This window comes from Micromonospora sp. ATCC 39149 (genome assembly GCF_000158815.1).
Classification (GTDB): domain Bacteria; phylum Actinomycetota; class Actinomycetes; order Mycobacteriales; family Micromonosporaceae; genus Micromonospora.
The window spans coordinates 5,931,593-5,944,742 of record NZ_GG657738.1; the positions used below are offsets into that span (position 1 = coordinate 5,931,593).

Genomic DNA, 13,150 nt, shown 5'->3' on the forward strand with positions numbered 1-13,150 from the left:
CTCCTTCAGGTGGTGGTGTGGGTGGTGTGCTCGGGGTCGGGTGGAAACACCGCGAGCCGGGCATCGGTGACGTTGTCGAAACGGGCATCCCCTCCGCAGATGAGCACGAAACGCCTGGAGATCGCGGCCTGATAGACCAGCAACCGCCCAGCCGGTTCGAGGTTCTCCGGCACTAGCTGGTGACCGGTCGGCAGGCGGGTGTTAAGCAAGCTCACTGGTCGGCTTTTGAAGACGTAGGGGATCGCCTGGGAAGACCACCCAGTCAGCGTTCAGACAAGGCCCCAGTCGCCTGTCGGCGTGCCGGCTGAGGGGTCGGCTACGACCTGCCGCGAGGTTGCAGCCACGGCGGGTTGACGGAGATTGTTTCGGGAGTGAGGCCGTATTGGTCGGCGACTTCCCGCAGCCGCTGTTCGCCACGGCCGAGGGTGAAGCGGTGTCCATCCGGGTCGCGTACGACGAAGTCCCGCATGCCATAGGGACGGGAGGCCACCGGGTCGGCGATGTCGGCGCCGGCCTGCTGGTACTCCGCGCACAGGGCGTCGGGATCCTCGACGTACACGTAGGCGGACTGCGGGGGCGGTGGGGAGTCGCTCGCCCACGCGGCGAGCAGCAGCATCTCGATCTCGCCGCTGGCCAGTGCGGCTAGGTTGCCGTCGGCGGTGCGCCAGGCGAGGTGAAGGCCGAGCGCTTCCTGGTAGTAGGCGACCGAGCGGTCCATGTCGGTGACCGGAAGCTTCGGCATCAGGTGCAGCCAGGTCGTCAGGTCGGTTGGTGCGTCAACGGTCATGTGGTCCTCCTGAGTGAGTGCGTCCACCGCTTCCAGTAGGCGGCGGACTTCGTCGAGGCGGGCCTCCAGCCGCGCGCGGTGGTCGCGGAACAGTTGGCGCCGTTCCGTGTCGCTGGTACCGGCGAGGATGCGGCGGATGTCGGCGATGGGCATGTCCAAGGAGCGGAGCAGGGCGATCGCCCGGGCGGCGCCGGTCTGGCCGCGCGTGTAGTAGCGGTAGCCGGACTGCGCTTCGCGGCCGTCAGGTTCGAGCAGCCGCAGCCGGTCATAGCGGCGTAGTTGCGGGATGCTCAGGCCGACAAGCTCGGCGAACTGTCCGATCTGCCACCGCCCGGATCGGTCGTCCGTGTGATCGTCGTCCATGAGCCGATTCTGGGAGGCTGACCCGCATCAGGGTCAAGACCCGGACGTCATCCTTCGACAACGTGGATGGCGGCAGGCCAAGGCGGTCTGTGTTCGAGTGGCCGGTGAACCGACAAATGAGGCGGTGGGTTCAGCTACCAGTCCTGCGCCAGGTCCGACTGCTGCGTGGCTGCGCTCGTCGGGGTATACGGGCCCCGGTCCCCGCGGTCGGTGAGGGGGCGCTCGGCTTTTGGGCTGCACTGCGGCGGTCTTTTCGGACACCCGGTGTCGGCGACGCGTGAAATCGGACCCCGGGTCGGCGGGTGAATCTGGACCCCTCTTCGAGGATCGGAGGGGTGTTGAGCATGGAGAACTGGGCGGAGATCCGTCGTCTTCATCGGGCTGAGGGGATGCCGATCAAGGTGATCGCCCGCACGCTTGGGGTGGGTCGTAACACGGTGCGGCGGGCGTTGGCCGCGCAGGGGCCGCCGAAGTACCAGCGGCCGGCGAAGGGTTCGATCGTGGACGCGGTGGAGCCGCAGATCCGGGCGTTGCTGCGGGAGTGGCCGTCGATGCCGGCCACGGTGATCGCGGAGAGGATCGGTTGGACGCGGTCGTTGACCGTGCTCAAGGAGCGGGTGCGCCTGTTGCGGCCGTTGTTCATGGCGCCGGACCCGGCGCAGCGCACGGAGTATCTGCCGGGCGAGTTGGCGCAGTGTGATCTGTGGTTCCCGCCGGCGGATGTGCCGTTGGGGTTCGGGCAGGTGGGTCGGCCGCCGGTGTTGGTGATGGTGTCCGGCTATTCGCGGTGGCTGTCGGCGGTGATGATCCCGTCGCGGCAGTCACCGGACCTGCTGGTCGGACACTGGACGTTGATCTCCGGCTGGGGACGGGTGCCCAAGGCGTTGGTGTGGGACAACGAGTCCGCCATCGGTCAGTGGCGGGCCGGCAGGCCGCAGCTGACGGAGGCGATGAACGCCTTCCGCGGCACCCTCGGCATCAAGGTGATCCAGTGCCGGCCGGCGGACCCGGAGTCCAAGGGCCTGGTGGAGCGGGCCAACGGCTATCTGGAGACCTCGTTTCTGCCCGGACGCCGCTTCTCCTCGCCGGCCGACTTCAACGCCCAACTCACTGAGTGGTTGGTGCGGGCGAACAACCGCCAGCACCGGACGCTGGGCTGCCGGCCGGTGCAGCGGTGGGACGCCGACCGGCAGGTGATGTTGCCGTTGCCACCGGTCGCGCCGGTGGTCGGCTGGCGGCAGACCACCCGCCTTCCTCGTGATCATTACGTGCGCTTGGACGGCAACGACTATTCGGTGCACCCGTCGGTGGTCGGCCGCCGCGTCGAGGTCACCGCCGATGTCGATCGGGTGGAGGTGTTCTGTGATGGTCGGGCGGTGGCCCGGCACGATCGTTGCTGGGCCAAGCATCAGAGCATCACCGATCCCGTCCACCGCCGGGCCGCCGCGGATTTGCGTATCGCCGCGCAACACAAGCCGGCGGCCGCCGTCGACGGCCAGGTCGAACGGCGGCCGTTGAGTGACTACGACCGCCTGTTCGGCCTGGATGAGGTGGCTGCGTGATGGCCGCCAAGACCAGCCGCAACGTCGTCTCGGAGATCGCGTTCCTCACCCGTGCCCTGAAGGCGCCGTCCCTCGCGGCGTCGGTCGAGAGGCTGGCGGAGCGGGCCCGGGCGGAGTCGTGGACGCATGAGGAGTTCCTCGCCGCCTGCCTGCAACGCGAGGTCGCTGCCCGTGAGGCTCATGGCGGTGAGGGCCGCATCCGGGCGGCGAGGTTCCCGGCCCGCAAGAGCCTGGAGGAGTTCGACTTCGACCACCAACGGTCGTTGAAGCGGGAGACGATCGCCCACCTCGGCACCCTCGACTTCGTGGCGTCGAAGGAGAACGTGGTGTTCCTCGGCCCGCCTGGCACGGGCAAGACCCACCTGTCCATCGGCCTGGGGATCCGGGCCTGCCAGGCCGGACACCGGGTCGCGTTCGCCACCGCCGCCCAGTGGGTGTCCCGCCTCGCCGATGCCCACCACGCCGGCCGTCTCCAGGACGAGCTGGTCAAGCTCGGCCGGATCCCGCTGCTGATCGTCGACGAGGTCGGCTACATCCCCTTCGAAGCCGAAGCCGCGAACCTGTTCTTCCAACTCGTGTCCAACCGCTACGAACGAGCCTCGCTGATAGTCACGTCCAACAAGCCCTTCGGCCGGTGGGGCGAAGTGTTCGGCGACGACGTCGTCGCCGCAGCCATGATCGACCGCCTCGTCCACCACGCCGAAGTCATCTCGATGAAGGGCGACAGCTACCGACTCAAAGACCGCGACCTCGGCCGCGTTCCTGCGGCTACCAAGACCAACGACTGAGTAAGGTCATACCCAGGCAAAGGGGTCCGATTTCAGACGTCGCAGCAGGGTCCGATTTCACGCGCCGACGACACCCGGGAGCAAGTTGGAGCTGACGACCCCATCCGACGTGCGCCGGGTTTGGGCGTGGGCCCGCGTCGGCGAGTCTGTAGCCGTAGGGTGGCCTGCCGCCGAGGTGGCAGGGGTTCCGGGCACTGCAGTTGGTCGGCGGCGAACGCGTGTCCGTATTCGCCGACTACGGTCGTGTCGAACCCGTGGCTTGCATCGGGGAGCGTGGCCAACAAGGTGGTGGCCTGCAAGGGCTGCCGCCAATCGTGGCGGCGCGAGTCGCCCACGTCGAAGTACTTGGCCACGATCGCTTCGTGAGTGGCGACGAGCTCGGTGGTGCAATAGCGCCGGTGCTGGGAGGTCATCCGATCCTGGTGCTCTCCGCGGTCAAGCCGGACAGGTAGTCCGGCCGCACTCTGGACGATCCGGGCCGGAGCTGGTGGTAGTCGGTTGCGTGTCCTGCTGCGGTGCTCCATGATCTGGGTCGTGTCTGATGTGAAGGGCGGCCTCCGCCCCATTCGATGAACGCGCCGGTGCCGATGGGTGGATCGGCGGATCTGGCGTGGTTGGACGATGCTCTCCGTGCAGGTGACGTCGGCAGGTACGGTCCTGCTCGGTCGAGGGTGTTCGAAGCCGCCGAGCTCGAACGCGACGGCGTGGTCGTCCGGCACCTGCTGGCTCGCGTTGCCAGTAGTTCTTCCGATGTCCGACCGGCGGTCCCGGCGGTCCTTGCCGATCTGTGTCCGCAGGCGGGTCTGTGGCCGGCAGCCGCTGACGCCGCAGCGGTTGCCCTCGGCGACCCCGATGAGCGGGTACGGCGTGCGGCGGCCTGGTTGTTCGTGGCGGCGGCCGGCGCGGACGAGGGGACTCTGCTGCTGTTCGGGGCGTCTGATCCGGTCACGCGAACGGCGTTGGCGGAGGCGTTGTGGCTTCGGATGCTGCAGCGGGGCGACCGTGGTGACCGGTGGGTCGGCCTGGTCGAGCGGATGTGGCGTGACGACAATCCGGCGGTGCGTTTCCTCGGTGCCTGCGCTGGCTTGCTGACTGCCGCCCCGCCCGATTGGCCGAGGCTGGACACCGCGGTTCGCGGGGACCTGGTGCCGGCCGCCGAGGCACTCGGCGGGGAGGGCGGACGGATCTCGTGGAGTGCTGGCGAGCGGTGGGCGATCGTCCTGCGGCGCAGGGATCGGGAGCAGGACGCTTACGCCGCGGTGGCGCAGTTGGTTCGCGCGGGTGAGGAAGAGTGCGTTCGTCAAGCGGGCCTGGCGATCGCGGCGGAGGCGATGCGGGCGTGGCGGGCTGCCCCGGTCCGGCTGGCACCGGTGCTGTCGGCCGTGTTCCCGGAACGGGCCTCGGCGGTGCGGATCGCAGCTGTCGGCGTGGTGTGCGCTTCGCTGACCGCCACGCGTCTGGTCGCTGAACAGCTCACGCGGATGCTGGTCGAGCCGGCCGTGTCGGCGGAGGTCGCGGTGGCTCTGGGCTGTGTCGGGGATACTCGCGCGGTTCCGGAGTTGTTGCGTCTGCTGGGCGACGACGATCCGCCTTCTCGGCTCGGTGACGCGCTCGCCATGGTGGCGTCGGCGTCACCCGATCCGACGGGCCTGGTCCGGGCTGCGCGGCAGGTGCTGGCCGGCCATCCGGGGTCCTGCCGCGAGGGACCGCACCGGCACAGGTGTCCCACGCGCGTGGCGGTGCGTCTGCTGTCGGCGCTTGGCCCGCATGCGGCGGACGCGGTGCCCGATCTGGCTGCCCGGCTCGCCGACGCGATGCAGCGCGGTGTCCTGCCCGAGGCCCGGCCGGTGGTGGGTGCGCTCGCAGCGATCGGTGCGGCGGCCGCGCCGGCGGTGCCGCTTCTGCGCCGGTTCGCCGTCTCGAACGATGCGGCGGCGGATATCGCCGTGCGCGCGTTGCTCACGATCACGGGGGACCGGCGCATCGCGGACGACTACCTTGGCGCCCGCCCGGAACGGCCCCGCCGTTGTCGCATCGCCCCGGACCTGTTCGACTGGCTGGCCCAGCACGGTGGCCTCACGGATCGGCAGGTCCGGCAGCTGAACCACCTGTTCACCCAGCGGGAAGGATGGGCGTCACCACGGCCCGCCAGCCGCTTCAACGCTTCTGAGCACGCTTCCCCCGTACTTCGACGACGACGCGTTCGCGCCACCGGTCATGAAGGCCCTCGCCGCGATGGGCCCACATGCCCGGCCGGTGATCCCCGTGCTCGATCGTCTGATCACCTCCCGGCACCGCGTTGCGGTGTACCTGGGCGACGCCGACGCCGAGATGCGCGCCGACGATCACCTGCTGCAGCAGGCCCTGGCCGCCCGCGCCCAGATCACCGCCGCCCCCATCTGACCGGCCCCCGCAGGAGCCGCAGGGCCGTCAAGACCAACCGACCCGTGCAACGATCAGGAGGAACCATCGCTGTGCCCAAGACCAGACGTGAGCGTGAACAGGAAAGCTTGCGCCGCCGGCTGGAAGTCCTCCGGCTTCCCGTCGTACCGCTGCGTCATGCCGGCTACCTGACCCCACACCGAACCGACCCACAGTGGGAGCGGATACCTGAGACGGTGGGTGTGGGCCCGGACCATCGCGCCTTCGCCGTCTGGGCCAGTCGAGAGCAACCCGGACGGCGTCTGGTCACCATCCATGACGGCAGCCGACAGCCGGTCCGGTCCGTGCAACTCGACGGGTGCATCCGACCCAGTTTCGTGCAGCCCCTACCCGGCGACCGCATCCTGCTCGTCCGGGGACGAAACCAGGGGAGCGCCAACGCCGAAATCTGGACCTGCGACGGGCATCGCGAACACCACGGTGACCTCGGCGACGCGATCGAGCACGTGCTGACCACCCCCGCCGGCGCTATCTGGGCCGGCTACTTCGACGAGGCCATGGCCGGCAGCGGCCCCCAAACACACGGCCTCGCCCGCTTCACCACGGACCTCGAACCCGACTGGCTCTACCCGCAGCGCCCTGCAATGCCAGAGATCTTCGACTGCTACGCCCTCAACCTGGCCGAGGAGACAGCATGGACCTGCGCCTACACCCCGTTCCACCTCGTCTCCGTCGCTGGCGACACGCCGACCGACCACGGCCGAGCCCCCTACCGCGGCGCCCACGCCCTGCTGACCGACGGCAGCATCGGTGCGTTCATCTCGGGCTACGGACCTGAGTACGACCTGGTGACCCCGTTCCAGATCGAGGCCGCATCGGTGGCCGTTGCCGGTGAGCAGGCCCGGCTCGTCCTGCCCGACGGCATGGAGATACGCCGCGCCCGCATCTTCTGTCGCGGCCCAGAACTCCACGTCATCATCGGCGAATCCTGGTACCGCACCGACCTCGGACTGCTCGGCCAGGCCCGACGACATCGCTGACCACGCCATTGCTACGGCCGCCGCCCAGCACGCTGATGTCCTCGCGACGTTCGCGCGGACGCAGGCCTTTCCCAGAGCTTCGCGTAGCCTAGGTCAACGCGGCGCTCTGCGGGTCCCGACTTGTGGACGAGCAGCCGCGCCTCATCCGGTCGCTCTGTCGTCCAGTGAGACGGGGCGTGAGGAACATCAGAACGGGATGGCGTGCTGCCAGTGTGGTTCCGGCCGATTTGCGTCTACTCCTGGTGTCCAGAAAAAACCTGTCTGGAGCCGGTGGCCGTCGTCCGCGTCGCCGCGCGCCGCAGGCACCACGCCCAGCACGACATCGGCGCGGCGCATCAGTGCGTGGAACCGTCTCAGGTCAGCCTTGTCGGTCCAGCCACGGCGCTGGGCCTCGACCGCGAGACGGGCGTGCAGAGCCAGGTAGTGGGCATGGGGAGTGGTGGTGATGACGCCGGGGATCAGCGCGGCAGCATTGTTCCGATCACCGTTTCGACGGCGAGGGGCCGACGACCAGTGTCCTCAGAGGTTCCCGGCTGGCTGTCCAGGCCGGACCGAGCATCGCGGTTTCCGGCGCTCGCACGCGATCATCGGAGGGGCGATGAGATCCACCGTGCTATGGAAGAAGACTGGCCCAGGTACGGCCCTCGAAGTGACGGAAAGCAGACAGGCCTCTCCACGCCCGCGATGACCCATTTGCTGGGGCAGCCCCGCAGGACGTCGCTCTCCCGCCGCTGAGGGCAGGATCGCGCCTGCAGCGTCTACTACGCTCACTCGGATTCAAGCTGTTGCGTCCGTGTCCCTGACGGTGATGAGGTCGGATGAGTTGGTTGCATCGGCGGGTCGTTCTGGCCTCGTTGCTTGCCGTGGTGGGGCTGACCATCGTCGGGGTCTGGGTGCTCGTTGCGCGGGATCGACCGGTTCCGGAGCCTCGCGAGCGGAGGTACGAGGCATTCACCGCGTGTCTGCTGACCGACGACAAGGGTCTCGCGGGTGAGCAGGCGAAGGCGGCCTGGGCTGGCATGCAATCCGCCTCCGCCGCCCATTCGATCAAGGTGCAGTACCTCGCCGTCGAGGGGCCGCAGACGCCGGCGAACGCGCTGGCGTACTTCAACACCCTGGCCTTGGAGGGGTGTGGGGTTGTGGTGGCGGTGGGTGAGGCGCCGGTGGCGACGGTGGAGCAGGGGAGGGGGCGGTTCCCGAAGCCTCGCTATGTGACGGTGGGGTCCGAGGTGGAGGGTGCCCGGGTTGTGTCCGCTGCCACGAGTGACGGCATCCGCACGGGGGTCGAGGCGGCGGTCGGCGAGGTCTGGGCCGCAACTTCTACCAGATAATCTTGCATACATCCATGCTTGTGTTATTACGGAGCGTCCAGGAAGCTTTGCTCTCGGTGTGATCTGGTCAACGGGGGAGGGCTGCCATGGGCGGTCGGCGGCAGCATGCGCAGCTAGCGGTACGTGGTCGCCCCGGCCGCCGTCGACGCCGGGCCACCGGCCGCTTGGCCGTCGTCCTCGTTCTGACGATGCTGATGACGGTGGCTGCCCCGAAGGCGCCGCTGCATCACCAGGGCAACAGCGGCTTTCCGCTGTCCTGGCTGTCTGACCTGTTGGCGCTCAGGTTCTCGTGGGCCGACCCGGCGACCCCGAAACAGCAGATGGGCCGGTCACCCCAGCGGGGGCACTACGTCGACTCGCCGACGGTGCAGGACCGCAGCTCCGTGCGGCCCGCCCCGGGAGAGTTGGCGCTGCACACGTCGCGCAAGCCCGCCACGGGCAAGCGGACCACCCGATCCGCCGACGGGTTCGACCCCGCGGTTAGCAGGCACGTCCCGGAAGCGTCCACCAGCACCTCCGATGTATTCCAGAACCCGGACGGCTCCTACACCCGTCGCGTGCGGCAGAGCCCGGTGAACTTCAAGGACCGGCAGGGACGCTGGCAGCGGATCGACAACAGTCTCACCTCCGACGGCGGGCGCCTGCGGGCCAGGGCCGTCCCGATCGACGTGTCCCTTGCCGGAAGCACCGATCCGGGGACCCCGCTGGTGCGGATGGGCCTTCCCGGTGGGCAGAGCCTCGGCTACGACCTGGCGGGAGCCGCGCCCAGCACGGCTTCCGTGGAGCGGGGTGTCGCCACGTATCCGGGCGTGTTCCCCAACGTCGACCTGACTCTTCGCGTTAGCGGCAACGCGGTCAAGGAGAGTCTCGTCTTCCACTCGGCGGACGTGGCGACCGAGTACCTGTACCCGCTGCGCCTGACCGGCCTGACGGCGCGCGTCGACGACGACGGTGAGGTGCGCTTCGTCGATAGTGGCGGCAAGGCGGTGGCCGTCATGCCGATCGGGTGGATGCAGGACTCGGCGGTGGACCGGACCGGGGCGAAGGCGACCTCCCACGACATCCGCTACGCCATCGTCGAGCACGGCGACGGGCAGGCCCTGAAGGTGTCGATCGACGGCGCCTGGCTGCGGGACCCGGCACGGAAGTTCCCGGTGGAACTGGACCCGACCACCGGCACCATCGCCACGAACACCGACGACACGTACGTGCAGTCGGACAGCACCACCGCGCGGTTCACCGCGGACAACGTCGCGGTCGGTTCCTTCGGCAGCGGCAGCGCCAAAGCGCTGCTGCCCTTTGCCGCCTTGAGCGCCACCTACGAGGGCAAGCGGCTCACTGCGGCCGACCTGAACCTGTTCATGAGCTACCAGGGACTCGGCGGCGAGTGCGCCGCCCGCCGGTTCGACGTGCACCGGGTGACGCAGAGCTGGTCGGCGGCGTCGGTCACCTACAACAGCTTCCCGTCCTACACGAGCTCGATCGGTAACGCGTCGCCGAGCAGCGCTGCCGCGTGCGGCAACGTCAACGCGGTCCGTACGGTCGGCACCTGGGTGTCCGTGCCGTTGAACGTCGCCGAGGTCAACGAATGGGTGAGCGGTGCGAACAACTACGGGCTCGCCCTGACGGCCTCGGAGACCGACACCGTGGCGTGGAAGCGGTTCACGTCGGCCAACGCCGACCTGGACTGCAACAACAGCGTCTACGGGTTGATCGACTGTGGTCCCTTCATCGACGTCACCTACACCGACAACGTCGCCCCGCAGGTCGACCTGCGGTACCCGTCGAACAACGGCACCGTCGACACCCTCACCCCGGAACTGATCGCCCAGGGCCACGACTCGGACAACTGGCCGGCGAAGGGCCTGTGGTTCAACTTCCTTGTCTACAACGACCAGGCAACGCAAATCGCCAACTCCGGCTGGGTGGCCGGCGGCGTGTGGAAGGTCCCCGCCGGGGTGCTGGAGTGGAAGAAAACCTACCTGTACGCGGTCCGGGTCAGCGACAACTCCTCCACCGGCGCCACCACACCGATGTACGCGTTCACCCCCCAGGTACGGCAACCGCCGGTCACTTCCGCGCTCGCCCAGAACGGCGGCAGGGGCTACGACGGCAACATCGGCAACTACACGACCTCCGACACCGACGCGCAGGTCACCGCCGTCGGACCGGCGCTGGCCGTCAACCGTGACTACAACAGCCTCGACACCAGGACCGACAACGCCTTCGGCCGAGGCTGGTCGTCGATCCTCGACATGCGCGCCACCGAGACCCGCGACGCCTCGAACACTCTGCAGACCGTGACGGTGCGCTACCCCGACGGGCAGGAGGTGGCGTTCGGCCGCAACAACAGCGGCACCTGGGTCGCGCCGCTGGGTCGCTACTCGGTGTTCAAGCCGATCACCGGCGGATACTCCCTGACGGACAAGGACGCCACGTCCTACGAGTTCACCCAGGCCGCCGGGACCGGCGTGCACCGGATCACGAAGATCGCGGACGCCTCCGGCCGCGCGTTGACCTTCCAGTACGGCACCGGCGGCCGGCTGGAGAAGATGACGTCGGCGGCGTCCAATCGGAGTCTGTCGTTCACCTGGTCGACGCCGCCGACCGCCACGGTTGCGCACGTCGCCACTGTCAGCACCGACCCGGTCGTGCCGGCCGACCCGGGAAGCGTCCAGACCTGGACCTACGGCTACGACGGCGACCTGCTGACGTCGGTCTGCGAACCCGACGCCGGCACCCAGTGCGACACCTACGGCTACACGTCGGTGTCGCAGCACGTCAACACCGTCCTCAACAGCGACCCGTACGCGTTCTGGCGGCTCAACGACGCCCCGAACGCCACCGCCGCACCCAGCTCCGTGATCTCCAAGGACGGCGCCGATACCGGCACCTACACCGACGTCACCCTCGGCGGCGCTGCGGCGCTGCCGGACTCGACGTCGACGTCCGCGACGTTCAACGGGATCACGTCGCGCGTCGCCCTGCCCGCGAAGGCCGTCGCCGAAAGCGCGTACCAGTCGATCGGCCTGTGGTTCAGGACCAGCACCCCCAACGGGGTCCTGTTCAGCTACCAGAAGGACCAGGTCACGCCCGGCGCCACCACGACCGCGGCCTACGTCCCCGCCCTCTACGTCGGCTCCGACGGCAGGCTCCACGGCGAGCTGGGCACCGCGAACCCGGCGGGCGCGATGTCCTCGCCCGGCCCGGTCACCGACGGACAGTGGCACCACGTGGTCCTCGCCGGCAACGGCGGCAGCCAGCAACTGTTCCTCGACGGCACGCAGATCGGCAGCCTGACCGGCGCGATCAACCTGCACAGCCTCGACGCCGGCAACGCCTACCTGGGCGCCGGATACCTCGGCGGCGCCTGGCCCAACCAGCCGCACAGCACGCCGACCGCCACCTTCTTCACCGGGTCGATCACCGACGTCGCCTACCACAATCGGGGCCTGTCGGGCACGGACGTCGCTGCGGCGTACGAGTCGGGTCGCGCTGGCACCCCGCAGCTGTCCCTGGTGACCAGCGCCGCCGGGCGGGTCCAGGCCCAGGTCGTCTACCACAGCGTCACCGGCCGGGTCGCCCAGATCACCGACGAGAACGGCGGCGTGTGGAAGGTCGGCGCGCCGGCCGCGTCTGGCTCCAGCCTGGTGTACGTGTCGTCGGTGCTGGGTTCGCAGCCCACGGACTACTGGCGGCTGGGGGACGTCGAGGCGCCGGCCGACGCTGTCAACGTCGTGCACAGCCACGAGGCCCATTACAACGCGGTCACCTTCGACACCAACCAGTCGGACACGAGCCCGTTCTCCGACACCTACGGCGCGATCTTCAACGGCACTTCGTCGTACGTGAAGCCGTACAACCCCGCAAACCAGACCATCCCTGGCATCGACTTCCCGGTCGTCGACGACACCACCGTCGAGATGTGGTTCAAGACGCCGACCAACCACGCCGCCAGCGGCGTTCTCTACTCCTACCAGCGCAACGAGCTGAACAACGCCCCCACCACCACGAACTGGACGCCGGCGCTGTACGTCGGCGCCGACGGCCTGCTGCGCGGCGAGTTCTACAACGGCACCTGGAACGCGCCCATCACCTCCACCACTAAGGTCAACGACGGCAAGTGGCACCACGTCGTGCTGTCCGCGTCGACGACCCGGCAAACCCTCTACCTCGACAACAAGATCGTCGGCTTCCTCGGCGCCATGGTCGCCACCAACGCCACCGTCTCGTACGTCGGCGCCGGCACCACCCGGGGCTGGCCCAGCTCGTCGGGGGACGTCAGCTACTTCAAGGGCAACATCGCCGAGTTCGCCTACTACGACCGGGAACTCCCGCCGGCGGAGGTCGACGCCCACTACCGGGCCGCGAAGAGCGCCGCGCAGACCGGCCCCACGGCGACCCTGACCCCCGTCGCCACCGTCACCACCACCGACCCGGCGAACAAGACGTCCACCGACGTCTACGACATCGTCAACGGCAACCGCCTCATCGCCGCCACCGACGCGCTCGGCCGGACCACCTCCTACGGCTACGACGTCGGCGGCTTCGAGTCCGTGGAGTTCGACCCCCTGGAAGGAAGACGGCCTCCGGCCGCGACGTGCGGGGCAACACCATCCGCTCCACCGTCTGCCGCGACCAGACGACGTGCGACAGCACGTACTACAAGTACTGGCCCGACTCCACCACCGTGAACCTCACCCCGGACCCACGCAACGACCAGCTCATCGAGGTGCGCGACGCCCGCTCGCAGAGCGCCACCGACAACACCCACCTCACCAAACTTGGCTACGACACCGCTTTTTATCCGGGTCAGCGTCACCTCCCCACCCGTCCCGGGCTACGCGTCCGGGCGGACCACGACGATGACGTACTTTTTTCGTGACTACACCCGCGG

Annotated in this window: 8 protein-coding genes; 6 read left to right on the forward strand and 2 right to left on the reverse strand. The window is 68.9% G+C overall.

The window, feature by feature from the left end:
* Nucleotides 1–5: 5 nt before the first annotated feature.
* Nucleotides 6–215, reverse strand: coding sequence for a hypothetical protein (locus MCAG_RS32880; protein ID WP_198141628.1), 210 nt, complete (start codon nucleotides 213–215; stop codon nucleotides 6–8).
* Between the two features lie 101 nt (nucleotides 216–316).
* Nucleotides 317–1,150, reverse strand: a complete 834-nt coding sequence (locus tag MCAG_RS29895; protein ID WP_007075941.1) for a VOC family protein — start codon at nucleotides 1,148–1,150, stop codon at nucleotides 317–319.
* A 335-nt stretch (nucleotides 1,151–1,485) separates the two neighbouring features.
* Here MCAG_RS29895 and istA point away from each other — a divergent pair, with 335 nt between their 5' ends.
* The 6 genes from istA (at nucleotide 1,486) to MCAG_RS26085 (ending at nucleotide 13,138) form a co-directional block, all read left to right on the forward strand.
* Nucleotides 1,486–2,712 carry an IS21 family transposase gene (gene istA / locus MCAG_RS26045; protein ID WP_007071708.1) on the forward strand — a complete coding sequence of 409 codons (1,227 nt, stop codon included), beginning with the start codon at nucleotides 1,486–1,488 and terminating at the stop codon, nucleotides 2,710–2,712.
* Nucleotides 2,712–3,500: an IS21-like element helper ATPase IstB gene (gene istB, locus MCAG_RS26050; protein WP_036372296.1), complete on the forward strand. Its 789-nt coding sequence runs from the start codon at nucleotides 2,712–2,714 to the stop codon at nucleotides 3,498–3,500. The genes istA and istB overlap by 1 nt, the downstream gene beginning before the upstream one ends.
* Before the next feature lie 671 nt (nucleotides 3,501–4,171).
* Nucleotides 4,172–6,922, forward strand: coding sequence for a hypothetical protein (locus tag MCAG_RS32890; protein WP_157548227.1), 2,751 nt, complete (start codon nucleotides 4,172–4,174; stop codon nucleotides 6,920–6,922).
* 818 nt (nucleotides 6,923–7,740) lie between these two features.
* Nucleotides 7,741–8,253 (forward strand): hypothetical protein, encoded by a 513-nt coding sequence (locus MCAG_RS31915; protein ID WP_007075943.1) that lies wholly within the window; start codon nucleotides 7,741–7,743, stop codon nucleotides 8,251–8,253.
* 200 nt (nucleotides 8,254–8,453) lie between these two features.
* A complete protein-coding gene (locus MCAG_RS26080) occupies nucleotides 8,454–12,947 on the forward strand; it encodes a LamG-like jellyroll fold domain-containing protein (RefSeq protein WP_198141629.1) in 4,494 nt (1,497 codons plus the stop codon).
* Nucleotides 12,944–13,138, forward strand: coding sequence for a hypothetical protein (locus tag MCAG_RS26085; RefSeq protein ID WP_036375298.1), 195 nt, complete (start codon nucleotides 12,944–12,946; stop codon nucleotides 13,136–13,138). Before MCAG_RS26080 ends, MCAG_RS26085 begins: the two co-directional genes overlap by 4 nt.
* Nucleotides 13,139–13,150 lie beyond the last annotated feature (12 nt).

What these genes read in the sequence shown, in the direction of transcription:
- MCAG_RS29895 (WP_007075941.1), bottom strand. Translation starts at nt 1,150, where the DNA reads ATGGACGACGATCACACGGACGACCGATCCGGGCGGTGGCAGATCGGA.
- istB (WP_036372296.1), top strand. Translation starts at nt 2,712, where the DNA reads ATGGCCGCCAAGACCAGCCGCAACGTCGTCTCGGAGATCGCGTTCCTC.
- MCAG_RS31915 (WP_007075943.1), top strand. Translation starts at nt 7,741, where the DNA reads ATGAGTTGGTTGCATCGGCGGGTCGTTCTGGCCTCGTTGCTTGCCGTG.